General features: G+C 57.1%; 27 protein-coding genes and 1 pseudogene. 6 read left to right on the top strand and 22 right to left on the bottom strand.

All coding sequences use genetic code 11. From position 1 onward, the window contains the following. Positions 1 to 233 precede the first annotated feature (233 nt). Together DZC52_RS12345 and DZC52_RS12340 are read left to right on the top strand one after the other, a co-directional pair. Positions 234 to 545, top strand: a complete 312-nt coding sequence (locus DZC52_RS12345; RefSeq protein ID WP_116651455.1) for a nucleotidyltransferase domain-containing protein — start codon at positions 234 to 236, stop codon at positions 543 to 545. Next, positions 542 to 1,012 (top strand): hypothetical protein, encoded by a 471-nt coding sequence (locus tag DZC52_RS12340; RefSeq protein ID WP_116651454.1) that lies wholly within the window; start codon positions 542 to 544, stop codon positions 1,010 to 1,012. Before DZC52_RS12345 ends, DZC52_RS12340 begins: the two co-directional genes overlap by 4 nt. A gap of 254 nt (positions 1,013 to 1,266) precedes the next feature. Here the strand turns inward: DZC52_RS12340 and DZC52_RS15870 are convergent, their stop codons facing one another. Next, positions 1,267 to 1,737 carry a VanZ family protein gene (locus DZC52_RS15870; protein WP_147307695.1) on the bottom strand — a complete coding sequence of 157 codons (471 nt, stop codon included), beginning with the start codon at positions 1,735 to 1,737 and terminating at the stop codon, positions 1,267 to 1,269. Positions 1,738 to 1,901: 164 nt separating this feature from the next. On the opposite strand from DZC52_RS15870, the gene DZC52_RS12330 reads away from it, so the two are divergent. The 3 genes from DZC52_RS12330 to DZC52_RS12320 all read left to right on the top strand — a co-directional run bounded on the left by DZC52_RS12330 (position 1,902) and on the right by DZC52_RS12320 (position 3,690). Then, a complete protein-coding gene (locus DZC52_RS12330) occupies positions 1,902 to 2,243 on the top strand; it encodes a hypothetical protein (RefSeq protein WP_147307694.1) in 342 nt (113 codons plus the stop codon). A 390-nt stretch (positions 2,244 to 2,633) separates the two neighbouring features. Next, positions 2,634 to 2,870, top strand: coding sequence for a toxin-antitoxin system HicB family antitoxin (locus DZC52_RS12325; protein ID WP_116651451.1), 237 nt, complete (start codon positions 2,634 to 2,636; stop codon positions 2,868 to 2,870). 388 nt (positions 2,871 to 3,258) lie between these two features. Next, complete coding sequence (locus DZC52_RS12320) at positions 3,259 to 3,690, top strand: hypothetical protein (RefSeq protein WP_147307693.1); 432 nt, start codon at positions 3,259 to 3,261, stop codon at positions 3,688 to 3,690. A 304-nt stretch (positions 3,691 to 3,994) separates the two neighbouring features. Here DZC52_RS12320 and DZC52_RS12315 read toward each other — a convergent pair whose 3' ends face one another. Further along, entirely contained in the window at positions 3,995 to 4,984 is a 990-nt protein-coding gene (locus tag DZC52_RS12315; protein ID WP_181918936.1) for an MraY family glycosyltransferase, read from the bottom strand. A 219-nt stretch (positions 4,985 to 5,203) separates the two neighbouring features. Between DZC52_RS12315 and DZC52_RS12310 the strand changes: the two genes are divergently transcribed. Next, a complete protein-coding gene (locus DZC52_RS12310; protein ID WP_116651448.1) occupies positions 5,204 to 6,145 on the top strand; it encodes a type I phosphomannose isomerase catalytic subunit in 942 nt (313 codons plus the stop codon). A gap of 33 nt (positions 6,146 to 6,178) precedes the next feature. Here DZC52_RS12310 and DZC52_RS12305 read toward each other — a convergent pair whose 3' ends face one another. From DZC52_RS12305 to DZC52_RS12205, 20 genes and pseudogenes are all read right to left on the bottom strand, one after another. Further along, positions 6,179 to 6,946, bottom strand: a complete 768-nt coding sequence (locus DZC52_RS12305) for a glycosyltransferase family 2 protein (protein WP_116651447.1) — start codon at positions 6,944 to 6,946, stop codon at positions 6,179 to 6,181. Next, a complete protein-coding gene (locus DZC52_RS12300; RefSeq protein ID WP_116651446.1) occupies positions 6,943 to 7,860 on the bottom strand; it encodes a glycosyltransferase family 2 protein in 918 nt (305 codons plus the stop codon). The genes DZC52_RS12305 and DZC52_RS12300 overlap by 4 nt, the downstream gene beginning before the upstream one ends. Before the next feature lie 121 nt (positions 7,861 to 7,981). Continuing rightward, on the bottom strand, positions 7,982 to 9,577 hold the full coding sequence (locus tag DZC52_RS12295) for a GMC oxidoreductase (protein ID WP_116651445.1): 1,596 nt from the start codon (positions 9,575 to 9,577) through the stop codon (positions 7,982 to 7,984). 18 nt (positions 9,578 to 9,595) lie between these two features. Further along, positions 9,596 to 10,414: an aldo/keto reductase gene (locus DZC52_RS12290; protein ID WP_116651444.1), complete on the bottom strand. Its 819-nt coding sequence runs from the start codon at positions 10,412 to 10,414 to the stop codon at positions 9,596 to 9,598. Positions 10,415 to 10,422: 8 nt separating this feature from the next. After that, entirely contained in the window at positions 10,423 to 11,124 is a 702-nt protein-coding gene (locus DZC52_RS12285; RefSeq protein WP_181918935.1) for an FkbM family methyltransferase, read from the bottom strand. Between the two features lie 599 nt (positions 11,125 to 11,723). After that, entirely contained in the window at positions 11,724 to 12,890 is a 1,167-nt protein-coding gene (locus DZC52_RS12275) for a glycosyltransferase (protein WP_116651441.1), read from the bottom strand. Further along, complete coding sequence (locus tag DZC52_RS12270) at positions 12,887 to 13,891, bottom strand: glycosyltransferase (protein ID WP_181918934.1); 1,005 nt, start codon at positions 13,889 to 13,891, stop codon at positions 12,887 to 12,889. The genes DZC52_RS12275 and DZC52_RS12270 overlap by 4 nt, the downstream gene beginning before the upstream one ends. A gap of 19 nt (positions 13,892 to 13,910) precedes the next feature. Continuing rightward, positions 13,911 to 14,825 carry a sulfotransferase domain-containing protein gene (locus DZC52_RS15970; RefSeq protein ID WP_116651439.1) on the bottom strand — a complete coding sequence of 305 codons (915 nt, stop codon included), beginning with the start codon at positions 14,823 to 14,825 and terminating at the stop codon, positions 13,911 to 13,913. Next, positions 14,822 to 15,757, bottom strand: a complete 936-nt coding sequence (locus DZC52_RS12260) for a sulfotransferase domain-containing protein (protein ID WP_116651438.1) — start codon at positions 15,755 to 15,757, stop codon at positions 14,822 to 14,824. The genes DZC52_RS15970 and DZC52_RS12260 overlap by 4 nt, the downstream gene beginning before the upstream one ends. A 392-nt stretch (positions 15,758 to 16,149) precedes the next feature. Beyond that, positions 16,150 to 16,839 carry a sulfotransferase family 2 domain-containing protein gene (locus tag DZC52_RS12255; protein ID WP_181918933.1) on the bottom strand — a complete coding sequence of 230 codons (690 nt, stop codon included), beginning with the start codon at positions 16,837 to 16,839 and terminating at the stop codon, positions 16,150 to 16,152. Positions 16,840 to 16,849: 10 nt separating this feature from the next. After that, positions 16,850 to 18,427, bottom strand: a complete 1,578-nt coding sequence (locus DZC52_RS12250; protein WP_147307692.1) for a hypothetical protein — start codon at positions 18,425 to 18,427, stop codon at positions 16,850 to 16,852. Then, complete coding sequence (locus tag DZC52_RS12245; protein WP_181918932.1) at positions 18,424 to 19,791, bottom strand: lipopolysaccharide biosynthesis protein; 1,368 nt, start codon at positions 19,789 to 19,791, stop codon at positions 18,424 to 18,426. The genes DZC52_RS12250 and DZC52_RS12245 overlap by 4 nt, the downstream gene beginning before the upstream one ends. Before the next feature lie 64 nt (positions 19,792 to 19,855). Then, positions 19,856 to 20,922, bottom strand: a pseudogene (locus DZC52_RS12240) (IS481 family transposase). A 145-nt stretch (positions 20,923 to 21,067) separates the two neighbouring features. Further along, positions 21,068 to 22,009 carry a GDP-L-fucose synthase gene (gene fcl / locus DZC52_RS12235; RefSeq protein WP_116651434.1) on the bottom strand — a complete coding sequence of 314 codons (942 nt, stop codon included), beginning with the start codon at positions 22,007 to 22,009 and terminating at the stop codon, positions 21,068 to 21,070. Positions 22,010 to 22,011: 2 nt separating this feature from the next. Further along, on the bottom strand, positions 22,012 to 23,121 hold the full coding sequence (gmd, locus tag DZC52_RS12230) for a GDP-mannose 4,6-dehydratase (protein WP_116651433.1): 1,110 nt from the start codon (positions 23,119 to 23,121) through the stop codon (positions 22,012 to 22,014). Positions 23,122 to 23,254: 133 nt separating this feature from the next. Next, on the bottom strand, positions 23,255 to 24,334 hold the full coding sequence (locus tag DZC52_RS12225; protein ID WP_116651432.1) for an NAD-dependent epimerase: 1,080 nt from the start codon (positions 24,332 to 24,334) through the stop codon (positions 23,255 to 23,257). Positions 24,335 to 24,353: 19 nt separating this feature from the next. Next, on the bottom strand, positions 24,354 to 24,725 hold the full coding sequence (locus tag DZC52_RS12220; protein WP_116651431.1) for a four helix bundle protein: 372 nt from the start codon (positions 24,723 to 24,725) through the stop codon (positions 24,354 to 24,356). 83 nt (positions 24,726 to 24,808) lie between these two features. Continuing rightward, the gene (locus DZC52_RS12215; protein ID WP_116651457.1) at positions 24,809 to 25,018 is read right to left on the bottom strand and encodes a type II toxin-antitoxin system HicB family antitoxin; all 210 of its coding nucleotides are present in this window, start codon (positions 25,016 to 25,018) and stop codon (positions 24,809 to 24,811) included. 23 nt (positions 25,019 to 25,041) lie between these two features. Beyond that, positions 25,042 to 25,650 carry a nucleotidyltransferase domain-containing protein gene (locus DZC52_RS12210; protein ID WP_116651430.1) on the bottom strand — a complete coding sequence of 203 codons (609 nt, stop codon included), beginning with the start codon at positions 25,648 to 25,650 and terminating at the stop codon, positions 25,042 to 25,044. A 50-nt stretch (positions 25,651 to 25,700) separates the two neighbouring features. Then, positions 25,701 to 26,657, bottom strand: coding sequence for a UDP-glucuronic acid decarboxylase family protein (locus DZC52_RS12205; RefSeq protein WP_425451397.1), 957 nt, complete (start codon positions 26,655 to 26,657; stop codon positions 25,701 to 25,703). Positions 26,658 to 26,706 lie beyond the last annotated feature (49 nt).

Below are 26,706 nucleotides of genomic sequence, written 5' to 3'. Positions count from 1 at the left end.
CGACGCAAAGCGTCGTCCCGGCCCCCGAGCCGGGACCTCCCCACCGAAGGCGCCAACCGATGGGAGGCCCGGATCAGGTCCGGGGCAACGAGGTCAATTGCTTTTCCTGAAACCTGAAACCTGAAACCTGAAACCCAACCCCTATCGCGGCAAAGCCGCCCACCAACCCTCTCGTCTGCCGCCCCGGAACCCCGAACCCCGAACCCGTCTTTCCAGTTCGCTATAATCGCCCCATGCGCATCACCGAACAGCAACATCAGGCCATCCTCTCTGCTGCGCGTCGTGCCTTCGGGCCTAACGTGACGGTCCGGCTGTTCGGCTCGCGTACGAACGACCAGCGTAAGGGCGGCGATTTTGATCTGTACGTTGAGTGCGATTCCGACGACGCCGATTGGCTCACCCGTGCGAAGCTGAGATTTCTTTGCGAATTGGACAGGAGCACGGCTCTGGCAGGCGAAAAAGTGGACGTCGTGCTTTCCACGCCGCTGCACCGCGAACCGCGGGCCATCGATCAGATCGCAAGAAGTGAAGGTGTTCGGCTGTGAGCGGGTCCTCCCGGAGCAAGCTCGAATCCGCGCTCAGGGAATGCGGGCTGCACGCGGAAATTCTCGCTGAAGATCTTGACGAGCACGGTGAACCCGCATATTCGGCGGCAAGTATCGAGGCACTGACCAGGCCCCGGCTGCGTCTGCTGGACCAGATGGCCTACCGCTTCACGAAATTGCAGGCCACCCTGGGGGAGCAGGTACTGCCCATGCTGCTTGACCTGGCCGAAGAACCACTCGCCTTGGACGCGCCGTTTGCACAAAAGCTCCAACGTCTGGAGCGCATCGGCATCATTCCGTCGGCCGAACAATGGCGCGAGCTCCGAATCGCGCGCAATACAATCGCCCACGAGTATCCCGATGCTCCCGAGCTCAAGGCCGCTGCGCTAAATCAGTTCGTGCGAAGCGCAGCCGACCTCCTTCAGTTTTGGGAGCATGTCGCCGACCAAGCCAGGCAACTTGGCTGAATCCTTCGCTCCCGACCCAGAAGTCTTTCCCGGAACCCCGAACCGACGCGCAGCGTCGTCCCGGCCCCCGAGCCGGGACCTCCCAACCGAAGGCGCCAACCGACGCAAAGCGTCGTCCCGGCCCCCGAGCCGGGACCTCCCACCCGAAGGCGCTAGCGTCAAAGAAGGCCCCGGATCAGGCCCGGGGCGACGAGGTCAATTGCCTTTCCTGAAACCTGAAACCTGAAACCTGAAACCTGAAACCTGAAACCTATTCAACGCGGCTCCAGCCGCACCGCCATCCCCCAGGCAACCAGATACCCAACACCAACCCCAATCCCGTCAGCCACCAAATCCCCAACAGCCGCGGACCGCCCTTCAACAAAATACTGCAAAACCTCAGTCAACCCGCCCAATCCAATCAAGCCGGCCCCGATCGCCGCCGCAGGAACATCCCGCCGAAAGTAAAAGAGCAGGGCACCCAAGCCCGCAAACGAAAAGAAATGCACCACCCAATCCGCCCCCGCCGCCGAAGAAGCCGAAGCCGCCACCGGCAACCAGGCCTTCACCCAGTCCTCGAGCACCTGAATAGCAGAAGCCGGCACCAGAAGCGCCGCCAGCACCCCCGCCAACACACCCCGAATCACCCAACGTCCCCAAAACGCCACCGGCGCCGCCAGCCACCATCCCAGCCCGAAAATGCCGGCCGCCGCGAGCCCAATCATCAATAATGAGAAATGCGTCACGCAATCAACCTTGTTTCCACAATCACCACCGGCCTTCGGCCCGTTAAGCTATGGTCGTTCAGCCGTCGCGCCCACCAAGCCGCGACGAACGAAAGAACGAAAGAACGAATTAACGAACGAACGTTGTTTTAAAAGGGGTGGACTGCGCAACCAAGGAGCCCACCATGCGCACAAACCGGCAACTGGCCGCCATCCCGGCCATCCTCCTGGCAGCCGCCACCACCAACCTGGCCGCCACGGAAACCACCCAACCCACCATCGAATGCGAAGCCCGCCCGGGCTACCACCTCTGCGAGGCAAGATCCCAGGGCGAAGCCGTAGAGCACGAATGGTCCGTCACCGGCGACCTGGCCCTCAACCTGGCCTCCGGCCCCATGGCCAGCATCCGCTGCAAAGAAGGCCAAACCGGCGCCCTGTGGCTACAAACCAAAACCCCCGAAGGCCAGGCAAGCGCCTGCGTACAAATCAACTGCGGCACCGACCCCACTCCAACCTGCAAAGGCTAAGCAGACCTGAACCGACGCAAAGCGAACCGCAGCGTCGTCCCGGACCCAGATCCGGGACCTCCCAACCGAAGACGCCAACGTCAGAGAAGGCCCCGGATCAAGTCCGGGGCGACGGGGTAGCCGTCTTTCCTGAAACCTGAACCCTGAAACCTGAAACCTGAAACCTGAAACCTATTCCCCACCGAAGGCGCCAACGTCAGAGAAGCCCCCGGATCAAGCCCGGGGCGACGAGTGATTTCCGGAACCCCGAACCCTGAACCCGGAACCCCTTCTTTACCTGAAACCTGACTGATACCGCGGCATAATCAGAAATGATTTCAGGGGCGCGGAGCGCTTCGGTATTTCGATCGTCACAGCACGAGAGTTCCTGAAAGCCATCGGAGAGCTACCATGAGCACAATCAGCCTGCGAATTCCGGAATCCCTCCACCAGCATCTCAGAGAGTTGGCGAAAAAAGAGGGCACGTCCATCAACCACCTGATCACGACGGCTGTCGCAGAAAAGATCTCTGCGCTGTCCACCGAGGACTACCTGGCGCAGCGCGCCAGCGCGGGTAGCCGAGCGAAGTTCGAAGAAGCCCTATCCCGCGTCGCCGATAAGCAGCCAGAGCCATACGACAAACTCTGAAGCGTCACCCGGCGCAATCCCGCCCCACAAACCATTGTCCCGGCCCATGAGCCGGGACAACCTCCCAACCGAAGCCACCTGAACCGACGCGCAACGTCGTCCCGGACCCCGATCCGGGACCTCCCAACCGAAGGCGCCAGCGTCATGAACGGCCCCGGATCAAGCCCGGGGCAACAAACTGTTTTCCTGAAACCTGAACCCCTGAAACCTGAAACCTCCCTCCAAACCTTGACTCCCGAATCCCCTCCCGCTAGGGTAAAAACCGCAGCCTAATCAGATAGCTACAAAAACAAAACTGTGACCCGCTGCACGTTTTGCGCAACGCAAAACTTACAAGAAGTCCATGGGAAGGGGACAGGAAAAACGCATAAACAAAAGGAGTTTGCAAATGCGTAAATCATGTCTATTGCCCGTGGTAGCGGGCCTCATGGCCCTCGGGCTGTTCTCGGGGACGGCTTCGGCCCAATCCATCAACGTCAGCATCCAGTGCGAGCCGCAAAGCGGCTACTACCTGTGCAATGCCGACCCGCTCGACACCAGTCACAACTACACCTGGTCCACCACGGGCGGTCTGATCCTGACCATGGCTTCCGGCCCGGTCGTCAGCGCCCAATGCTGGGCCAACCAGGGCGGCGCCCTCATGCTGAATGTCAGCGACGGCAACGGCGGCTCGGGCTACGCCTGCATGAACCTCTCATGCGGCAACATCGACCCTGCCGACACCTGCGCCGCCCAGGCCGGCTCCGGAGGATCCGGTGGCGGTGGTAACCCGGGACCGGGCGGTCCTGGCGACGGCGATGATGACAACCCAGAGCCGTAACCACCGGCCAAAGCCAAAGAAGGCCCCGGACTCCTCCCGGGGCCTTCCTTAGCCGCAAGTATCAACCGTAGGATGCGTAAAACGCATCAATCAAAACACCCGCGCCTCCAACTCCAACGCGGCGAAGCCGCCCACCAAACCGACGCAAAGCGTCGTCCCGGACTCCGATCCGGGACCTCCCAACCGAAGGCACCCACCGATGAAAGACCCCGGCTCAAGCCCGGGGCGACGAAGTCGCTTGTTTTCCTGAAACCTGAAACCTGAAACCTGAAACCTGAAACCTGAAACCCTGAAACCTGAAACCTCAGCTACCCCTCAACTTCCGCCGAAGCCCCCGCAAAACCAAATCCGCCCGCCACATCACCAGTTGGTACGCCGCGAACATCACGGCCAACGGCCAAAACATCACCCACTCCGACACCCGGTAATGCCACCCGACAATGCCAATCCCGACAAACACCGTCTGCCCCAGTATCAGCAGGTAAACCGTAGTCGTCATCGAAAGCCCCGACCGCACCAGCACATGATGCAAATGGCAGCGATCGGCCGAAAGCGGATTGCGCCCCTTCGCAAGGCGCCGGAAAAACAGGCTGAGCGCGTCGGCAGCCGGCAACACCAGCATCCAGGCCACCGCCACCGGATAAACCGTTGCCCCCTCGGCCTGCGTGGCATACACCGCCAACCAGGCCAGAACAAATCCAAGCACCGTCGACCCCGCATCCCCCATGAACACCGAGGCACTCTTCCGCCAGGGCCCCCGCAGGTTGTAGGCAAGAAACCCCACAACGGCCATCGAGAACAGCAAGGGCGCCTGCCAGCCCGATGCACCGTCCAGCCAGAGCAGGGCGGCAAACCCCGCCAGCGTCACCAGGCTGGTGCCGCCGGCCAATCCATCCACGCCGTCGAGCATGTTCACGGCGTTGATCATCAGCATCATGCAAAGCAGGGTGAACACCGGCGCGAAGATCCAAAGCCCGATCGGCCCGAAGCCGGTGAGATTGCCCAGCTGGTTAATCTGAAGGTCGCCAATCCAGAGCACGGCGGCCACGACGCCGAACTGGGTCAGAAGCCGAAACCGCGAGCTGACCTCGAAGGCATCGTCGACAACGCCCACGGTGCCCAGAAGGATCACGCCGGCCAGGAAGGTGCCCCAGCCACTGGCAAGCGGCAGATCGAGCAGGGCAGCGGCCACCAGGTAGCCGAGCACAATGCCGATCCCGCCGACAACCGGCGTGGACTGTTTGTGCCGCCTGCGCTCGCATGGGTCATCCACCAGCCCGGTGCTGTGCGCCACTCTTCGAAACAGCGCGATGACCCCACTTGATACGACCGCAGCAGCGAAAGCTGCGCTTAGACTAATCCCCATCTACCTTTCCCCTTTGCCATGTGGAAAGTACTACTGCCAACAAAACAATATCCCCGAAGCACGGGCCGTTGCAACCCCGCACCCACAAGGCTCGAAACCGCATGTCGAATGGTTTACGATGACAGGTGGCGTATACGGCAAGAAACCATGAATATCATCAAGTTCAAACCTGTCTATCAAAAGCGGGTATGGGGCGGGCGCGCCCTCGAGGAGAAGCTCGGCCGAACCCTCCCGGACCACCAGCCATATGGCGAATCCTGGGAGATCGTTGACCGGCCCGAAGCCCAGTCCGTCGACGAAAGAACCGGCCTGACGCTTCGCGAGCTGCTCGAGCGCGACGGTGAAGCCATCATGGGGCCTGGCTACGATTCCTCTAAACCATTCCCCATCCTGGTCAAGTGGCTGGACTGCAGCCAGCGCCTGAGCCTACAGGTTCACCCGCCGGAGGAAGTCGCGCGCCGCCTCGGCGGCGAGGCGAAAACCGAATGCTGGTACATCGCCCATGCCCGCGACGACGCGGCGCTGATCGTCGGCCTCAAGAGGGGCGTTACCCGAACAGCCTTCGAAGCAGCCATCGATGAGCAAGCCCTGGAACCACTGCTGCATCGATTCAATGTTCAACCAGGGCAGGCCATGCTCCTCGAATCCGGCCGCCTGCACGCCATCGACGCCGGCAACCTGATCCTGGAAATCCAGCAGAATTCCGACACCACCTACCGCGTCTACGACTGGGGCCGTAAGGGCCTGGACGGCAAGCCACGCCAGCTCCACGTCAAAGAAAGCCTGCAATCCACCGACTTCGAAGACATCGAGCCCGATCCGTTGCAGCCGTTTACCGAATCCGGCGAGCGCGTCATTGCCGATTGCAAAGATTTCCGACTACGCCAAATCAATCTCCAAGAAGGCGAAACGCTGGCATTCGAAGGTAATGAACAACCCAGAATACTCAGCTTGGCCTCCGGCGCGCTCGATTCAGAAAAAGGCGCCCAAGTATCAGCCGCCGAAAATGTCTTGATCCCCTACGAAGCAAGCCCAAGTTTCGAGGCTCGTAAAGCGAGCACACTGCTGGTGACAGAAAAATTCACCTAGACCCTAGAATCTTACTGAAACCTGAAACCTTGTCTATCGAAACTTCCTAGCCCGAGAAAACTGCTTAATCTTCGAAAGATTCTTCCAGGCCAGGGCACCGTATCCACCCCAGGCCCCCACTCCCGTCGCTCTCAACGCCTCCAGATCCTCTCTGGACTTGCGGATGATGTTCTTCAGCGAGCGATTGCTTGCGCCCCCGACTCGCATGCGGACAAGCACATCTGGCAGGTAGGCAGCCTGAAACTCAGGGTGGGAGAAAAGTTTGAGCATACAGAGGTAGTCGGCGGCGATTCGAAAGCGGGTATTGAATGCGCCCAGCCGCTCGTACCATTCGCGCCGGACGTAGAGCGCAGGATGCGGCGGCATCCAGCCCCACCGAAGCCGGCTTGAGCTGAAACTGCCAGCCTCCCAGTGACGAACAATGGCACCGGAATCGTCGTTCCGTACATACTGCAGGTCCCCGTAGACCCCGCCGAAGTTCCCACCCTCAAAGTCACGAGCAATGCGCGAGAGCACATCGTCTGACGCGAGAACGTCGTCGGCATGGAGAAACCCTACAACATCACCGCTTGCCAGCCCGATGCCCTTGTTCAGCGCGTCATAAATGCCGTCATCAGGCTCGCTGACCAGTTGTGCAATCCGGCTGCCGGTGCGCTCCAGCACTTCGAGCGTGCCATCGGTGCTACCGCCGTCGATCACGATATGCTCGACATCCTGCCAATCCTGGGCAGCAATGGAGCCAAGACACTCGTCGATGGTTGCAGCCGAGTTATAGGTGGCTGTGATAACGGAAATCTTCATTCTGACTTGGGCCGATGGCCAACATCAATTTCTAAAACAGCCAGTATTGATTTCTGGATAGGTGATCCCGTGTTTGCCATGTGGCGCCGAACCTCCGCCACTTTCGCATCGACCAGATAGCGGTACCAGAAACCTTGTAGGAAATGAAAAGCAAAGCCTGCCCGTCCATCCAGAAAGCCCGCTCGGAGAATGTAACGGTAGAGAAAATAAAATGTCGCCCGAGCCCCGCCGGGCAAGTTCGCGTACACTCGCTCCTTAAGCCAGCGCTTGAGGCCGGCCTGCGTGCCACTCCGAAGGTTAGTGGCAGAGCCACTTGGCATGAAACCGTACTCCAGATTTAGCATTTCCACTGCTTCTCGATTGGCATACCGATTGTGCTTGTCAATCCACCAAGTGAGTGAGTTGAGGTTATCGTCAATTAATTCGCTAACGAATCTGATTGTTTCCCCTGAAACTCTAATGTGCTCATCCATCCAGCGATTCTCGCACTCGCCACGGCCGTAACGAAACAGGCGTAGCACCTGCACGGGGAACACTCCCCCGAATCGGATCATGCGACCCTGAAAGGTCATGCGCCTTTCGAGGAGCACCCCGTCTATCTCAGACCTGAGGCCCTCCAGCCGCTCTCGAATCTCCACCGCCAATTCGGGAGTGAGATATTCGTCCGCGTCGATGCGCAGCACCCAATCCGTACATGGATCCAGCTGCGCCAGGGCCCAGTTGAACTGTTGGGCGTGGTTCACGAAAGGATGCTGAACCACCCGCGCCCCTTGAGCCTCGGCGATCGCCACGGTCCTGTCCGAAGAAAAGCTGTCTGCTACCAGCACGCTATCTGTAACGTCGCGCAGGCTTTCCAGGCAGCGCGGCAGGTGCTGTTCTTCATTTAGCGTGAGGATGATGGCAGTCAGGTTCACGGCGTCGCAAATGCTTCAATGGCTCGGGAGTCATAGACTTTCAGAAAATCCCCGATAGAGCCTTCATTTGCAGGGAAAAGTTTATCCGTAAGAGCCAGCGGCCAATTGGCATTCTTCTCCCTCATGCGTCGAGACGCTCTGCAAGGTGCTTTGCCAAACGTGCTGTAAGTGCAAGATGTGTAAATCCAGGGTTTGCGCTACCGGCAGAAGGAAATACTGCAGTGCTTGAGATATAGCAGTTCTGAAAGCCCCACAAGCGCAGGTTCTTATCCACTACGGAGTCTCTTGGGCTGACGCCCATGCGCAGTGTTCCGGTCGGGTGATAGACATCGTAGAGAGAGTCAAAGCCATCGATCTGGTCGAGGGGCTCCAACTCCAGATTAGCTACTTGTGAGAGAGAGCTGTTCTGCCAAGCGTGTGACACTTTGTGTGCTACTTGTCGAATAGCCCCCATATCTTCCGGATGGATGCGCCAATCGATCGAAAGACGCTTGCGACCATAGGCATCACGCTCATCGGCCAGGGTCAGCCGGCTTTCCCAATTAGGGATTTGTTCTATATCAACTTGAAGCAACAAATTGGCTTCATTCGGAATCCACAGTCTCCGGTGGACCGTCTTCCAGAATCCAAGCTTTGCCATATCACGGCTCGCCTTCGCTAAATTGGCCGGGGTCAGCTCTTCATTTAAAGCTTCTCCCTGACGTTTGCGCAGCCAGCTCCTAACGAGGTCAAATCCTGAAGTTCCATCGGTCTCGAACGTGAAATGGGCGAAAGCGCTGGTCAACGCCTCCCGGGCCTGTGCGGCGGGGGAGATCTCAAGCCGAGGTGTGCGCATGATGCCCCGCTGAAACACTGGCCCGATGGCATGATTGAAGCCGCGCGAATCAACGCATCGGAACTTGCCAGCAGTTACCGACAAATGATCCGAAAAATGGCGTCCGAGTGGTGACGATTCGTCCATGCCGCCCGCCGCCACGCTTTCGTTCATTTCCAGAATCAGGCGCGTGCTTTCCAGCGCGCCCGCGCTCACCACCACGTGTTGCGCGCAAATCCGAAGGCTCTGTCCGTGGGGTCCTTTCGCGCGAACCTCGCGCAAGCGGGATTCAGCATCTCCGGCTTCAACCTCCAATACGGTGACTGTGGCATTCAGCCACACTTCCAATTCCGGGTCGTCCTTAAGCTTCTGCGCGAACAGCTGGGCGAAGTTTCGCTTGGCGAAAGGAAGCCATTCAGACACCCGCAACAAAAGATCTGGATCCAGCTTCGAGAGCTGTCGAAACCGTTTTTCGATGCGGTCGTCTTTCTGCGCCGGGCCTGGTGTTAAGAGTCCAAGAACTTCACGCACCTCGCTGAAAAACGGCACCAGATCGTCGTAACAAAGAGGCCAGGGTTCGAAACCAACGGCCTTCCGCGGTCCGAAATCTTGGGGTGTCAAGGGGATGAACTGGCCGCCCCAGAGCGCCGATGTGCCGCCCAAGCCGAAAGCCCTGCCAGATTGCGCGCCACGATACTTGAGCCCACGCTGCACACATTGTTGACCCACAGCCTCGGGAGGGCTCGATTTCTGGCCTCCCGCTTCTAGCAGTACTACCCGGATCCCTCGCTGACGAAGACGCTGCGCCAGGAACAAGCCTGCTGTTCCGGCCCCGATAATGCATATTTGGGCCTTTCTTTGGACAGGCGCTGCTTCGGTCAGTTTTACCAAGTCATGAAGCATCGATTCCTGCCTCCAAACCTATGCTGCGCACCTGGCAAGCGCGCGCACACGTTCGGGATTGCGGCTAGATACCAGCACACATCCATGAGCGTTTCTAGCAAGTGCCCGCTTGACCAAGTCACCAGCTCCGACGTAACGGGGAACGTGCTCGGCTCTGCGCAAATAGCCGTAAGTGATCTGCAAGGGCTTGCCGGCCTGGCCAAGTGTGTCCGCCTCATGATTCTCCAGCGTATCTTCGACCTGAAGTACATCAAACAACCCCTCCACACTATTCGCGATCTCCACGCAGTCAGTCGCCTTCCCTGCAAGTCCCAGGTAACGTACCATTCCGGACTTTCGAACGCGGTCCAAGTGTTCAGCAAGAGCGAGCAGCGATTCGCGATCTTCTGGGCGTGGCTCGTGAACAAACAGGATGTCGATCCAATCGGTTTGCAGGGCACGCAGCGATAAGCGGAGGCTTTCGTCGAGGCATCGCCGCGTGAGACAGCGGACAGATTTATGATCGCGCTGTCGCGAAATTCTTCGAGTCACCCTCCCGAGCGCCCGCTTTGGATAAATGAGGATCGGCGCCTTCTCCAAGAAAGGATCTGCAGGGATTCCGAACTTGGTTGCCAAAGTTAGCTGTTGGCGCCTGGATCCCAAATATTGGCCAAGGGTCCGCTCCGCCGTGCCTTCCCCGTACATGCGTGCGGTATCGAAGTGTGTAAACCCGCTGTCCAACGCCGCACCCAGCAACGCTTCACGATCCTTCCTCCGCAATAGATGGTGCAATGAGGCCGTGCCGAAGCCCAGACGGGAAACGTCAAGTGAAGTGCCTGCGAGGGAGATTCGTTGCATTTCTTCGTCTAGCGAAGCGCGAGCAAATGTGAGGGGTCCGTCCACTCGAGCCGAAAGCCATGCTCTTTCAACTCATCTTCAAGTTTCCTGGGTGTGTCCGACTCTCCTCGCTGCTGCAACAATCCAAAATGCATTTCAATTCCGATGCAACGAAGCCTTTTGTCGTCGAGAAGTGCTCTCAGGCCTTGGAAAACCTCGCCTTCGAATCCCTCGACGTCAATCTTTATGACATTGGGAAAGAAATCCGGGTGCTGTGCCGCATAGCCTTCGCCGGAACGGACAGGTACTTGGGCGAACGCGCCATCGCCGCGCTCACCCGTCTCCTCTACCACTCTATGGGTGGCCGCCAGCGCGTCTGGTTCCAGCGCCATTGTCAAATAGCCATCTTCCGCGCCTAAGGCAGCATTCACCGGATGGATTATTCTTCTCTCAATCGCTACCTTCTCCAGAGCTGAGAAGCACGCTGGTACCGGTTCGAACGCCACGACCCGTCCATCGTCCCCAGCACGCTGCGCAAACTGTGATGTGTAGAGCCCTACGTTCGCCCCCACATCCCAAACCGTATCAGATGCTCTAATCTCATCGAGCAGCCGTGGGCCAAAGCGATCTTCGTAGTCTCCGCGAAACAGCACACTCGCTGCAAGCCGGTTCAGGCCAAGGCGTCGGGTTACGGCTCGAAGTTTCACAAAAAATGGCGATGAAAAGTTCACTCTGGAAGATCCTCTCTGCGGGTAGAAGAACGGAGCTTGCGCGGGCCCTGCGGTGCTGCCGGATTCCCCCCCATCACCGTCCATGCGGGAACGTCTTCGACTACTGTAGATCGCGCTAGTATGACCGCGCCGTCACCAATTGTGACGCCCGGTGCCACAAAAACATCGGCGGTAACCCAAGCCCGTTCGCCGATCGTTATTGGTGCCGCTACCAGTGGCATTTCAGGGCCCCGGAGAATAGCAGGGTCGCGGAAATCATGGCTGGCAGAGCACAGGAAGCTGTATTGACTGACGGTGGAATAGGCGCCTATGCGTATCTTTGCAACCGAGTAACAGTCCACATTCTCACCTATGGTGGCATGCTCTCCAAGCTCTAGATTCCAAGGCGCCCAAATACGCGCAGACGGGTAAACATAGGACGGCCCGGCGATTCGTGCGCCAAACAGTCGGAGCAGGAATTGACGCCACTTGTGCATCACCCGGGGTGTTGGGCGAAAGAGTAGCAACCAAACGAGCTGCCAAACAACGCGTGCGGCTCTATTGCGCGTGGAAATATGATGGTGTTTGAGGCGGACCCTGCTCATGGTCTCCTATGGCTGTTAGTCAAGATGCACGCACCCCGGACGCCCCATCTCCCCAAGAATCCAGCGATAGACATCTGCGGTCTGGCGCGCAATGCTGTCCCACTCGAACTCGAGTGCATACTCGCGCCCACGAGCTCCCATCTCATACAGTTCCCCGGGATCCTTCGAGAATGCATCTCGCAGTGCTGAAGCCAACTCGTTCACTGTGGGCTCTACCCACCAACCACATCGATGCAGTTCTAGGCCCTGCCAAGGGGTGCCATGTGTCGCGATTACCGGCAAGCCGTGAGAGAGCGCCTCAGCTACCACAACTCCGAAGTTCTCGCTGAAGCTCGGTAAAATGAAGAGATCCGCCGCCTCATAAACTGTCGATTTGTTCTTATCGTCAATAGATCCTAGGTATTGAACTCGGTTCTGTAGACCAAGGGCTGATATGCTTTGTTGCACTTCAGCCAAGTGACCACCTTCGTCCGGTCCGGCGAGCTGAAGGACCCAGTCTGGCGAATCGAGGGAGGCCCAGGCTTCGAGTAAGTTCAACAACCCTTTTTTTGGGTGAATGCGACTCAGGAACAGGGCCCTGCGTGGCGTTGTTAAACCTGTCCTCTCGTGCTGCTGTCTAGGCGCCGAAGCGAAATCAAACTCAACGCCATTGGGTATCACGGCAATCGGTTGCCGAAGACCGAGCCATCGGAGACCCTCCGCTTCCTGCTCTGCGGTCGCGACGAGAACGCTGGCACTTTCGAGGTCGCGCCGCTGGTATGCCCACAGGGCGAGCTTTTTCTTCCAGCTGCGCCAGGCTAGTGCCCAAGGTTCCAGCATGCCTCGAGGCTGAACCAGCAACGGAATGTCTTTATCCTTGGCAACACGCGCAGCCCAGTGGTTCAACGGACTCCAGATCCCATGATTGTGCATCAGGTGTGGGGGATTGGTCGCAATCGCATCATGTAGCGCTCTTCGGCCGGGCAATGCAAGCCCTGCGGAAATTCGTCGGCTTCCCAAGCCGATGTGCCGGGACACCCCCGCCTGTGCAGAAACTACTTGGGGATCGCCCGGCCGGCCCTGGCTAACCAATTGGACTGCCAACCCGGGCATTTCTGCCAAAGTGTCAGAAAGTTGAACAACTGTCCGCGATGGGCCGCCACTCTCGGGATGTAGTCCTGCTACTATGTGCAAAACATTCACTGGGCTTGAATCCAGACACTTTGATAGAGACTTGCATAAGCAGCAGCAATACTCTCTGCCTTGTATTTTTCCACGTTCTTGTATCCGGAGGTTACCAAGGTTGAGCGCAGTTCGGCATTGTGCATCAGTTGTTCAACGCCCGCTCGTATTTCAGCAACATTCTTTGGGTTAACAAACAAAGCGCCGTCCCCAGCAACCTCATCCATGGGAGGCTTTCCGCTGGTAATGACTGGCCTGCCGGTCGCCTGCGCTTCAAGGATGGGCAAACCAAACCCTTCGTCAAGCGAGACAAAAATAAGAGCGTCTGATCGGCAGTACTCGCTGTGCAATCGTTCTTCGTCCAAGTTTGCCAATGGCCGATGCGAAACGCGGTGCTTCACCAGTAGCTGTCGTTGAACATCATTCAACCGCCCAATTATTGTTAACTCTATATCAAGCCCCTCGAGCGCCGAAATAATTCGCTCCAGGTTCTTGTTTGGCTTTGTTCCGACGTGCAGCAAACGGAATGCTCCTGTGAGTCTATTTGGCTCACAAGGATTGAAGGTGGGCGAGACGGGATCAGGTATAACCTTAATGCGTTCAGGTTCAGTCCTGACGAGTTGAAGGACTCGCCGTTTGCTTTCTTCAGATATTGCGGTTACAAGCTGACAGCGTCTAATTGGAAGCCATAGCCAAAAAAACCATAACAAGAGCCGCTTTATCCCTCGAGCTCGCTCAACAAATAGCGTATCGTGCACGGTGAGGATCGTGTGCCGTTTGGGCAAAAAATAGCTGAGATAATGTACGTCTCCAGTGATATGGTTTACATGTCCAGCGTGCCGACGGGCGGCCCAGGCGTCTCGAAGGCGAGGGATGGCGCCTTTGGAAAAATTAGCATTGCGCACGTCGCGCACGATCACATGCGCAGGCATTGCGTTTCGGACGTCAGAAAATACGCGCTCAATGCTGAAGGTGCTGGAGCTTTTTCGCCGAGAAAACTGTGTTACCCGCAGGTCGTTCATGGCGGGCCCATCTAGCCGATCATTCATCAGGAGAAGTATAAGGAAGAGCTGGACCTGATCTGACTTCGCGCCAATGCGAAAGATCTCGCGACAATAGCCGTTCCAAGCGTGTAACTTCGTCGGAGAAGTGTTCAACCAGTAGACTGCGGAACCGTGGCTCGACTGCAATTCTTGAATCTCTTTGATTCAAATTTCGGATGCGCTCTCCTATGCCCAGTGGTGGAAGTCCAACTCGCCTTTTGAGAACCCCAGATACACGCAATAGCTGCGCTAATAGCAAAGATCTCGGAATGCTGCGGCGATTTCTCGGTCTGTACTCGGGTAGGGAATAGGGCTGTAAGCCTAGAAAAGTGCATAGCCGCCTATAAGCCCTGTTTGCGTTATCATTTAGATCCTCGATAAACAGAACGTGGAGGCGGGGGCGCTCAATCTGCTCGAGCAGTCGCTCCATCTGCGTCCCCAATCGACAATAGCGGTCGTAATGGAGCAACTTCGGCTCTGGACAACCGACGGGGATGGCCTTGCCTTGAATGCGCTCAGTCTGAGCATCCCAGGCGGATTTGGGATCAGCCAACGACTCCATTCCTTCTTTGAGACGTTGCGCGTGGAGAGAAAAAAAGAGATCAACCGGATTCCGTAAGCAGACTACAAAGTGGGCATCTGGACGATACTTCAAAATGTGAGGCACTGCGACGTCCGATACGAGGTATCCGGTTGTCGCTTCTCCGATGGCAGAGTACCCCGCTGCACTTTCAAAAAGTCGTTCGTAGGAGGCTTCATCCGAGATCCGGAAGGGCAGCTTCCAGTCCGAATTAAAGTAGCGTGGCTCCTTTGGGTTTGATACAAAAGCTTCAGGGTGTTGCGACAACCATGTAGCCACGGAAGTCGTTCCGCATTTCGGTGCGCCGAGGATAAAGAAATTCGGTTTGGTCATTTGTCGTTTCGACGCCAACTCGACAGATTCTTGTCAGTAAGATCCTCAAGCATTGTGATTTCCGGTTCGAAGAATAATCTCAACTCGCGGCGAAGGTCGTCTGGAATACAAAATTCACTTTCACTCGGTGCGCGGACGAGTGCTTCTCTCAGCCATGGTCCAATTCCCAAGGTGCGTCTAGGCATTAGCCAGTTCTTAGTCCGGTGGGCCAGTGCAACGAACCGAGTGAGCCTCATCGACCTTGGAATCCTGCGTTCATTCTTCTTCGAGAATGTCTGACGTCCGTCATGAGGGATACCGAGAAATGAAGTTAATGTACTCCAGACTCGATCCGGCTTTTGCCGGAGATCATCGAGAAAAAGCACCAGCACTTGAGCACGATCAACATATTTTAAGAGTCGCTTCAACTGTGTACCTAGAGCACATACCTCGCCGTAGAGTAGATCCCCAACCTCAGTGGTGAGTGGGGGAAGGGCCTGGCCGGCACGGCGGGCACCTTGTAGGTTCCAAGCCTTGCGTAGATCATAGACATCCTCCCGCCCGCTTCGAATCAGTTGTCCGTGAACGGAAGATACCATTTCCACGGGGTTTCGTACGCAAACAACAAATCGCGCAGAAGGCACACGCTCCAGAATGGCTGGCACTGCTACCTGGCTTCGAAGATATGTAGTCGACGCCTCACCGATTGCAAGGTGGCCAGGTTGCGCTCCTTTAAAAAGGCGCCTGTAGTCGCTCCAGCTTTCTGCAGCACGTGGTGACTGGATGTCGCGGCTGAAGAAAAACGGCTCCTTGGGCTTGCACATAAAAACGGCAGAGTGCTCATTCAACCAGCTCGCCAGCGACGTTGTTCCACATTTAGGTGCGCCCACTAGGAAAAAATTTGGGAGTTGCCTGTCGACGGGTTCTGTCATTTCATCGGGATCCCCTGTCATTTTACTGATTGTCGTTGGCTACAAACGTGTACGAAAGGCATAGCAGCTTTGCGTCTGACAAGTTTCCGGCATTGAATCCCAAGATTTGCCTCGGACAATGTATAGGCAGTAGTTCTCCAAACAGGTGACCTTGACCTTTCGAGGGGCGTCTATCCTGATGCTAAGTTGGTCTAGCACTTTTTCAAGCAATCTCTAATAGGAGCCTCTGCGAATAATAACAGTGCCTTCGATTTTTTAGCGTGAGTTATCTATCGCCGGATAGGAATGTGCGCAGGTTCGGAGGAATACGCGGCATCACATAATCCCACATGCTATACCCCATTGCTATTTATGCTGTGTTCTAGACGGCAATAATGACCTGTGTCCGAGAGAAAAGTTACGTTGCCATTTAGTCAGCTATCGAACGAATACCCAAACCGTTCGATATCCTCAGCATAAAAGCGCTCAACAAACGCGTTTGTGTCATTATCATAATAAGTACGCCAATCAGCTGGCCTCCTCACGCGGGATTTGGCCAAACGTCGGGACAATGCACCCCGAATTCCGTGCGCCAAGCCTTGAGTTCGCGCGCGCTCCATGAAGCCAATTTCGTTGGTGGCGTTAACTTTCCTTAATTTTGGAAGGGCGACACCCAAATGCTCCTGTAAAAGCCCGTAGTCTTCTAAGAGATTCTCAAAGCGACCAATGAAATCTACCATTTGGCGACCGCGACTATCAAAGAGATAGTCACTTTGTGGCATCACATGTCGCCACATGTCACTCCAACCTGGTTGAGGAAAATGCTCTAGTACCCACTCCCGGAACGGCGAGCGAATTCTTGATGCGCGGAAACGGTACTCAGACACTAGCCTTGTCCACGGGTTGCGTACAAAGCCAAACTTAAAAAAGCGCTCCCACTCATTTGCGCCGACATGGCCGAGGGTCGTATATTCGAGTGACGTAAGGTGAGCCATCCGAGGCGGGCCAATCTCTGGATTGGTGTTTTCGAATAGAAGGTAAGGCTCGCGGTGCAACCATGTTTCGCCAAGAAACTCCAGGAAAGCCGATTCGATACTCTGTCCAGCGGTCTTTGGCACATGCACGAAGACGCATTCAAGGTCTGGGATTAGCATGCGGTTCTACGCTTAACCTATCAGCAGCAAGGTTTCTTTTGACTTTGTGAATATAGAAAAGACGGAGCGTTTGGATAAAAAGGGCATAGGCCAGCAGGTAAGGGATTAGAGCAAAGCCATTCTGGACCCAACCATTGAGGCCGCGCAGTGCGAAATCTGCGACTAAGAGAATCGCGGGGAACATCACGAAGTTCTTGGTACGAATCCAGCGCAAAGCGTACGCACTTGCTATGGCAAAGAATAATCCAATCAGGCACGAAACTACGACTACCATAGGCCATCCCCCGTTCCAATATGCATCTGCGTAGTACGTGATTCCGACGCGCGCTTGTCGATCCGTACCAGATACAAGTTGATAGAAGTCCCGGCCCGGCCCAGATATCGTGGGCTTGTCCGGCCACACGGCGCGTGGGACAAGGCGCCATAGCCCATCCTTGATGGTTGGGTTAGTATAGCTACGATCATAAGAGTTCATTGCAAAGGCCATCGGGCCAGAGTAGTCAAGCCGCAGCCAGCTAGCCTGCTCCCCGCCCCCGCGGTTTTTAATTATACTTTCCCGGTCTCGAGTTAGCGCATGATGGAGGATCTCCAGACGTTCAACGAACGTAGCGCTATACACATTGTTTCCACCCCTCTCAACGATCTCCGCGCGACCGTAATTGGCGATCGGTGTCATTGCAGAATAGATCATCAACGTGGCAATTAACCAGGCAGAAAGACGCTTCCGGTCTCCATGAGCAAGGAAGGCTGTGAAGGCCGGAAGTAGGAGAGCCAGAACAACGGTAGATTTGCGGAACTCGAGGAAGAGAGTGCTTGCATGTAGTGGGAAAAGAATCCAGAACAAGATCATCCAGCGACCGCGACGCGTGGCTGCCAGGTAAGCGATTAGCGCGAACCCGAGATCAATCAGGTTTCCAAAGGTCATAGCTAATCCAGGCGGGACAGAGTCTGTCATGCCAAACGAATACGGCAAAATAAATATGTAGCGGATAATTGCGCCAAGCAAGAGGAAGACGATAGCTACAGTTGCAATTGGTACGCTGCGGTCCGAAATATGTTTGCGTGGTTCCCCGAGGGCTATGCGCCGAGCCCATTGCGTTCGCAGCAGTAACGCCATCACTGAAAGAATGACTGCGGTTGCAACAGAGTTCAATAAATTGGTTTGGAGTTGTTCAGCATCGGTACGAGCCCACAATCCATGTTCAATGGCGGCTGTTGTTTCTGAATCACCAAAGACATAAACAAGCGGGCCGAGCCCTTTGAACAACGCGGTATAGGCGAGAAATAGGAAAATGGGAGTCCAGATTAACGTCGCGTCGGTGCGTAGAATGTGATAGCCAAAAATAGAGAAGAATAGCAGGAAATATAGTGGCACTAAAGCATTCATCGTGTTCACCAGTGCCGAGGAGCTCTCTATTGCACTAAGCCAAATAAATGCCGTTACAATCGCTACTAATGACGTCGATAACGCGGCGTTTGTAAGGTATTTCTGACCCTTAATGGCCTTTGAAGTAGGCAGTTGGGGATTTGGGCTTTGCTGATGGAATGCTATAGTCATTGGCCTGGCCCACTAAGCGACGCCCTCGGAATGATTGCGAATGCTCTGATACCAATCTTTCTATAGATCTGCAGTGACAGATATAGTTTCGAGGCGATGGTGACGGTCATTGATGCGAGCGCCGCGCCGAATATCCCAAGGGGTGGGATTAATATAGCGTTGATGAGTATGTTGGCAACAATCGCAACCGCAAACGCACGCACTATGGTCGCCTCGTGGTCCATTATTTTGAGAATGATTTCCGTTGTTCCAAACAAGGCCTGCAGCATGTATCCCACTGAAAAAACGATGACTGCTGCATAGGCAGCAATGAATGGGGCGCCGAATATAAGTTCGATGATAGGGCGTCCGAATAGAATGAGGATCATTGCCGTTGGAATCGTCGTCAGAAATACGAACAGCGCTCCTTGGCTGTATATCCGTTGCATATAGGGGCGGTTGCCAGTTTTCGCTTCGCGGGCAAGGAGTGGTCCATTAACCAGACGTACGCCTTGGGCGGAAATAAAAACGAGCATTCCAAATTGAGCCGCAACGTAATAGTGGGCTACCTCGTCCGCTCCTGCTAAAATGCGGAGCATAATGATATCGGTCTTTCCGAGTATCACTGTCATACCCGCGATGACTGCAAGTGGGGCCAGGTTTTTGAGCCATTGTCGGGTTTTGAAATGGACTGATACTTTGTGCCAGTCAAAGGTGAAAGTGTGGGCAAGGGCGAGCCAGCCAATTAGCGCTGTTGCCAAGCCTGCAAGTATGTGGAGAATCATTGCTTGCGTGGCGTCAAGCGAGAATGCGCTGTTAAATATTATGCTAAGGCTGCCGATCAAGGCTAACAGAAGGGCTTGGCGGAGAGCCGTCTCTACTGCCTGTCCTACGAAATGCCTTTGTAGCGAGCGGATCGCGGCGCCTGAGAGCGTCGCAAAAGCAATTAACGGTATAAGCAGTGAACCCCAGACTACGACTTCCATGCCTTCATAGCCGCCTGAAGTTCTGAACCACCAAAGGTTGAAGGTGTTTATCCCAGCAATGGCGATGGCGGAAAAGATAACGATCAGGAAGGCGCACTGTATCAAGAGACCTTTTATCAGCGGGTGTTGCTCTCCATGATCATATTGGGGGAGCTTCTTGGTGATAAGCATTGGCATTCCGGCTTGAACAGGAATAGCAATCAGTGTCATCAAGGAAAAAGCAAAGAGATAGTAGCCAAATTCAGTTGGGCCCAGGATTCGTGCTAGGAGCACGGATGTCGCGAAGCCAACCAAGAGGACACAAATGCGCAGGCCGAGGGCCTGAATGAATTTGCGTGCAAGGAATCTATCTTTACCAGGCAACTGAATTAGCGTGTCGGCTTTGATTGAGTGGTTCATTCGGGGTTTTGGGGCTGTACAAGTTGAGTAATTACCCGACACTCGGGGTCTGCGATAGCTCCGATTATGCCGCCTCAGCAACCTCGGTTGTAGGTTCCTTGGGAACGATCGGCGGCAACTTCTTTCGGCCCAACGCATCGCGCAGTGCCTGAGCCGGTGTTCGGCCCTTCAATCGATAGCCCTGGTGGGTGCGCTTGAGGTTGTAGAAGGCCAGGAACTCGTCGAGATCGGCCTGGATTTGGTCGGCTGATTCGTACCAGTTTTCTCGGCCTTTGATGCGGAAGTGCTCGTCAAGCAGCGTGCGGTTCATCCTCTCTACAAAACCATTGGTTCGCGGCGACCTGACTTTGGTGGTGCGGTGCTCGATGTCGTGCAGGGCCAGCAGCAGCTCGTGGGGATGGCCCTCGGGCTTCCCGCAGAACTCCCGGCCGTTGTCGGTCAGGACGGCCTGGATGGTGACACCGAGTGCATCGTAGAACGGCAGCACGCGGTCGTAGATCAAATCGGCCGCGGTGATCGGCATCTTCGATGTGTAAACCTTGGCGAAGGCGAGGGAACAGAAGGCATCGATCACGACTTGGACGTAGATCTTGCCCACGCCCTTAAGCTGGCCCCAGTAGAACGTGTCCTGGTTGAGTAGCTCGCCGGGCGCTGTGGTTTCGACGTGGCGCATCCGGAACTCCGGAGAATGGCGTTCCAGCAGCCGGATCTGCTCGTCGGACAGGACGAAGGTCTGCTCCTGGGCCTCGGCTTCCAGCCTCAGCAGGCGCTTGTATCGAGTCTCCAGATCGTGACGCAGCCAGACGCCGCGCACGCCGGAAGGGCTGACGTCCACGCCCTCCAGCCGCAGGTCGTTGGCAACCCGCTGGGCGCCGTAGGTCGGCTTGGCCAGGCAGAACTCAAGAATGCGCTTCTCGGTCGCTTCCGGCACCCGGTTTGGGTGCGGATTCCTGGGTCCGCGGCGCTGCTCGACCAGGGCGGCGACACCGCCAACCTTGAAGGCCTTTTGGACCTCGTCGAAGGTGTCTCGGTGGTAGTCCGTGACTGGCAGGCTTTCGAGCCGTTGCCGAGTTCCTGGGCCAGTTGAAGCAAAGAAAGCTTCCTCTTGGTGCTCTGTGAAACGATGGTCATCGGGTGTTCTCCTTGTCTATGCGTTGTCGGGATACAATAGAGTCTACCGGAGACCCCGGTGGTCGCCCCTGACTAGCTCTCAGCAGGGGCGACTGTCGGATAAATACGCAACTACTTCATTTTGGGGATGAACCTTCCGTAACTCCTAAAGCCGCGCTGCCTTCTGATTTTCCAGGAACCACTCGTAGGTTTCTTTAAGGCCCTCCTCTAGACCGGTCGCTGCGCGCCAACCCAGCTCGTGCGCTCTTGATACATCCATTAACTTGCGCGGCGTACCGTCCGGCTTGCTCGGGTCAGTTTCGATTTTGCCCTCGTAGCCGACGACCTTGGCGATCAGTTTGGCGAGCTCCAGTATGGAGGTGTCCTCGCCGACGCCGATGTTGACGAACTGTTCGTCGGAGTAATTCTGCGTGAGGTAAACGCAGGCATCGGCCAGGTCGTCGACGTGGAGGAATTCTCTTTTCGGCGTGCCGGTGCCCCAAATGACGACTTTTTCGCGGCCTTCTTGTTTGGCCTCGTGAAACCGCCGGATCAGGCCGGGGATCACGTGGGAGTTTTCCGGGTGGAAGTTGTCGCCGGGGCCGTATAGGTTGGTGGGCATCAGGCTAATGGCGTCGAAGCCGTACTGGCGCCGGTACGCCTGGCACAGCTTGATGCCAGCGATCTTGGCGATGGCGTACAACTCGTTGGTCGGTTCCAGCGGGCCGGTGAGCAGCTGATCTTCGTTCATCGGTTGCTGGGCGTGTTTGGGGTAGATGCACGAGGAGCCGAGAAAGCACAGCTTTTTCGTGTCGTTCTGCCAGGCCGAGTGGATCACGTTGGTCTCGATGACCAGGTTGTCATGGATGAACTCGGCCGGGTATGTGTCGTTGGCGTGGATGCCACCGACCTTGGCGGCGGCCAGGAAGACGTATTCGGGCCGGTTTTGGGCAAACCACTCGGCCACGGCGGCCTGATTGCCCAGGTCCAGCTCGTCGCGCGTGGGCGCGAGAACGTTGTCGAAGCCCTTGGCGGCCAGGGCGCGGCAGATGGCGCTGCCGACCATGCCGCGGCCGCCGGCGACGAAGATGCGGCTGTTTTGGTCCATGGTCATTCCTTGAAGCGGTAAGCGCGGTAGCCTTCGCTTTCGATCAATGCATCGCGCCGGGCGCGTTCGAGGTCCTTTTCCACCATTTCCGAGACCAGTTCGTCGAATGTGGTCTTCGGTTGCCAGCCCAGCTTTTCCTTTGCCTTGCTCGGGTCGCCGAGCAGGGTGTCGACCTCGGCGGGGCGGAAGTAGCGCGGGTCCACAGCGACGATGCGGGTGCCCGGCTTGGTGGCGCAGTCCTCGGGCGCGCTGGCGAGCACGCCGTGCTCTTCCGGGCCGCTGCCGCGCCAGTCGATCTGAATCTCCAGCCGGGCGGCGGCGGCGTTGACGAAATCGCGCACCGAATGCTGCTCGCCCGTGGCGATCACGAAGTCCTCGGGCTGGTCTTGCTGCAGCATCAGCCACTGGGCTTCCACGTAGTCGCGGGCGTGGCCCCAGTCGCGCAGGGCGTCGAGGTTGCCCAGGTACAGGCAGTCGTCGAGCCCCAAGTAGATGCGCGCCAGGGCGCGGGTGATCTTGCGAGTGACGAAGGTCTCGCCGCGCCGGGGCGATTCGTGGTTGAACAGGATGCCGCTGCAGGCGTACAGGCCGTAGGACTCGCGGTAGTTGACGGTGATCCAGTGCCCATAGAGCTTGGCCGCGCCGTAGGGCGAGCGCGGGTAGAAGGGCGTGGTCTCGCGCTGAGGCGTTTCCTGCACCTTGCCGAACATCTCCGAGGTGGAGGCCTGGTAAAAGCGCACCTCGTCTTCCAGCCCCAGGATGCGGATGGCCTCGAGCAGCCGCAGCGTGCCCATGGCGTCGCTGTTGGCGGTGTATTCGGGGCTTTCGAAGGACACCGCCACGTGACTCTGGGCGCCCAGGTTGTAGATTTCGTCGGGCTGGACTTCCTGGACGACGCGGATCAGGTTGGTGGAGTCGGTCAGGTCGCCGTAGTGCAGCACCAGCCGCGGATCGGGCTCGTGCGGATCCTGGTAGAGGTGGTCGATGCGGTGGGTGTTGAACTGCGAGGCTCGCCGCTTGATGCCGTGGACCTGGTAGCCCTTTTCCAGCAACAGTTCGGTTAGGTAGGCGCCGTCCTGGCCGGTGACTCCTGTGAGTAGTGCTTTTTTCATTAAATTTACAAGGTTGCAGGGTTCAGGTTTCAGGTTTCAGGAAAACAAAGTTCGGCTCGCCTGCGGCGTTGCCGGGGTGATGCGTTGCGCTTTGCTCCACGCATCCTACGGGGCTGCGGAGCTTTTTCGGTCTTTAAGCCTTGTAGTAGTCGCGGTACCACTTGACGAAGTTGGCTACGCCTTCTTCTACGTTGACCTGGGGGCTGTAGTTGATGGCCTCGGTCAGGTTGGTGACGTCCGATTCGGTGTCGGGGACGTCGCCGGGTTGTAGGGGGAGCATTTCCATTTTTGCCTTTTTGCCCAGCTCCTTTTCCAGCACCTCGATGTAGCGCATTAGCTCTACAGACTCTTCGTTGCCGATGTTGTAGATGCGGTAGGGGGCGACCCGGCTCGACGCAGGGTCGGGTGTTTTGGTGCTTTGGTTTTTTGGTGTTTTGGTTGAGTCTTCGGTCGGCTTTGGCGGTTTTTTGAGGATTCTGACTATGCCTTCTACGATGTCATCCACATAAGTGAAGCTTCTTCTGTGTTTGCCGTGGTTGAAGACCTTGATCGGTTCGCCGGCCAGGATGGCCTTGGTGAACAGGAACAGGGCCATGTCGGGTCTGCCCCAGGGGCCGTAGACGGTGAAGAATCTCAGGCCCGTGCTGGGGATGTTGTAGAGATGGGCGTAGGAGTGGGCCATCATCTCGTTGGCTTTCTTGGTGGCCGCGTACAGGGTTAGCGGGTGTTCGGTGCTGTCGTGCTCGGAAAACGGCATTTTGGTGTTGGCGCCGTAGACGGAGCTGGTCGAGGCGAAGACCAGGTGTTCCACGCCGGTTTGGCGGCAGCCTTCCAGGATGTGGAGAGTGCCGGTGACATTCGAGCTGACGTAGACGTGCGGGTTTTCGGCGGCGTAGCGCACGCCGGCCTGGGCGGCCAGGTGGACAACTCGCTTCGGTTGGTGTTTGTCGAAGACGGCTTCGATTAGGTCTCGGTCGGCCAGGTCGCCGGTGACGTGTTTGTAGTTCTGGTGCTTGGCGAAGAGGGCCAGGCGGTCCGACTTTAGTTTGGGGTCGTAGTATTCGTTTAGGTTGTCTAGGCCGACCACGGCATGTCCGTCGGCTAGGAGTCTTCGGGTTACGTGGGAGCCTATGAAGCCCGCCGATCCCGTTACTAGGATCGGCCCGTTTTTTGGTGCTTTGGTGTTTTGGTTTTTTGGTGGGTGGCTGTTCATTGGTCTGTGCCTGTCGCCTTCAACTGGTGGTTCGTTTTAGGTGTGCGATGAAGGCTGAGATCTTTCTGCCTACTGTTTCGGAGCGGGCTTGCAGGTCCTGGAACGTCAGTTCGTCAATGGAACCGTTGTCCAGTGCAACGTAGAGGTGTGACTGGACTTCGGAGCACGAGCCCCTCGCGATTTTGAGGAAGTGAACGAATTCCTGGCGCCCTCGACGGCCAAATCCCTCGGCGATGTTGGCCATGATGGATACGCCCGATCGTTGTATCTGGTCCTTGAGGCCGAAATCTCTTGCGAGCTGGCCTGACTGGCTGGCCTTGTAGATTTGGGAGACCAGTGTTCGGGCTTCCTGCCAAGCCTGGATGTCCTGAAAGCGTGTTATGGGGGTCATGCACCAATTGAACCCAGGTGTCGAAATGTTTGAACTGGAGCTAACCGGCGCCGGCTTCGCCGGCGTCCGCGTTGAGCGAGTTGTCAGGCGACGTCCACATACTCGACGTGGCTGCTCGGAGGCGGGATGGGGTCGCCGTCTTCTCGCATGCCTTCCAGATGGAACTCGATTGCTTCGCGAATTTGCTGTTCAACGTCTTCCACGGTCTTTCCTGTGGCGACGCACCCCGGGAGATCAGGGACGTAGGCGGAGTAGTTGCCGAGTGCAGATTCAACGACAATCGCGTATTTCATGGCTACGTCCGACCTCTCCATTTTCAATGGAGACTTGCTCCTGAAATTGCCTCTTCCTGGCCGTCATCGATTGTTCCGAGGATCGGGATGAGCGGTCTGGACAGTACTCGGGTGAGGAACGGGTCTGATTGTCGCCGTTTGTTGAATTCGTCCCGGGTGTACAGGCGGAAGCCGATTTCTCGGTGGAGCCGCTCTTCAAGGGGCTGGATGCGGTCGATCAGCTTCGATTGGGTCAATTCGCCCACCAGAAGCAGGTCGATATCGCTGCCGGCGTGGCTTGTACCGCGGGCCGTGGAACCGAATATGGCCGCGAACTCGATGTCGGATTCCAGGTCGCCGAGTGCCGCTCGGACTTGTGCGGGGACGCCGCATGTCTTCTCGATGATCCCTCGCAGCTCGGTGTAGATCGGGTGCGAGTCATTGATGCGGTAGACGACGCGATTGCCGTCCTTGTTTTTTTCCACCAGGTCGGCCTGCATGAGTTGGCGAAGCTCATGGTGCAGAGCGCCAGTGCTGATGCCGGTCTGCCGCTCGAGTTCGCGCACGTAGATGCCCTCGGCGCCCCGCTCGAACAGGGCCGAGAGCACGGCTTGTCGTGTCTTGCCGAACAGTACTGATGCTGCCGGATCCATAGTGTTCTAAATTCTAGCACGACTGTTCTATTGTCTGGAACGGTTTTCGCTCAAGCCGCCGGTCCGGCCGCCGCCTGGCTGTCGGCCAGGAGTTTGTCGAAGTATTCGATGGTGTGGCGTAGGCCGGTTTTGAGGTCGGTTTTGGGTTGCCAGTCCAGGTTTTCCCTGGCCCGGGTGATGTCGGGGCAGCGGCGGACGGGGTCGTCGGCCGGGAGTGGGGCCTGGACGAGTTTGCTCTTGGAGCCTGTCAGGTCGATGACGGTTTCGGCCAGTTCGCGGATGGTGATTTCGCTGGGGTTGCCCAGGTTGATGGGGCCGGTGATGTCCGCGGGGCTGTTCATGAGCTTGATGAAGCCGTCGATGAGGTCGTCGACGTAGCAGAAGGAGCGGGTCTGGCTGCCTTCGCCGTAGATGGTGATGTCTTCGCCCTGGAGGGCCTGCATGATGAAGTTGGAGACCACGCGGCCGTCGTTGGGGTGCATGCGCGGGCCGTAGGTGTTGAAGATTCTGGCGACCTTGATGGCCAGGCCGTGTTCTCGGTGGTAGTCGAAGAACAGGGTCTCGGCGCAGCGTTTGCCTTCGTCGTAGGTGGATCGGGGCCCGATGGGGTTGACGTTGCCCCAGTAGTCCTCGGTTTGCGGGTGCTGGGTGGGGTCGCCGTAGACTTCCGAGGTGGAGGCCTGGAAGATCGGGCATTTCAGGCGCTTGGCCAGGCCCAGCATGTTGATGGCGCCGTGGACCGAGGTCTTGGTGGTTTGCACCGGGTCGTGCTGGTAGTGCACGGGCGCGGCGGGGCAGGCCAGGTTCCAGATTTCGTCGCCTTCGACGTAGAGCGGAAAGGTCACGTCGTGGCGCTTGAACTCGAAATGCGGGTGGTTGTGCAGGTGCCGGATGTTGTCCTTGGTGCCGGTGAACAGGTTGTCGATGCACAGCACGTCGTGGCCCTGGGCGATCAGCTTGTCGATGAGGTGGCTGCCGAGGAAGCCGGCGCCGCCGGTGACGACCATTTGCTTCCGCAACGAGTACGTTCGTTGCGAGCGCGTGTTTTGGTTTTTT

It is taken from the genome of Wenzhouxiangella sediminis (assembly GCF_003410055.1).
GTDB classification, from domain to species: Bacteria; Pseudomonadota; Gammaproteobacteria; order Xanthomonadales; family Wenzhouxiangellaceae; genus Wenzhouxiangella; species Wenzhouxiangella sediminis.
The sequence above is the reverse complement of the archived record's forward strand: the minus strand, read 5'-3'. Positions and strand labels throughout refer to the sequence as shown.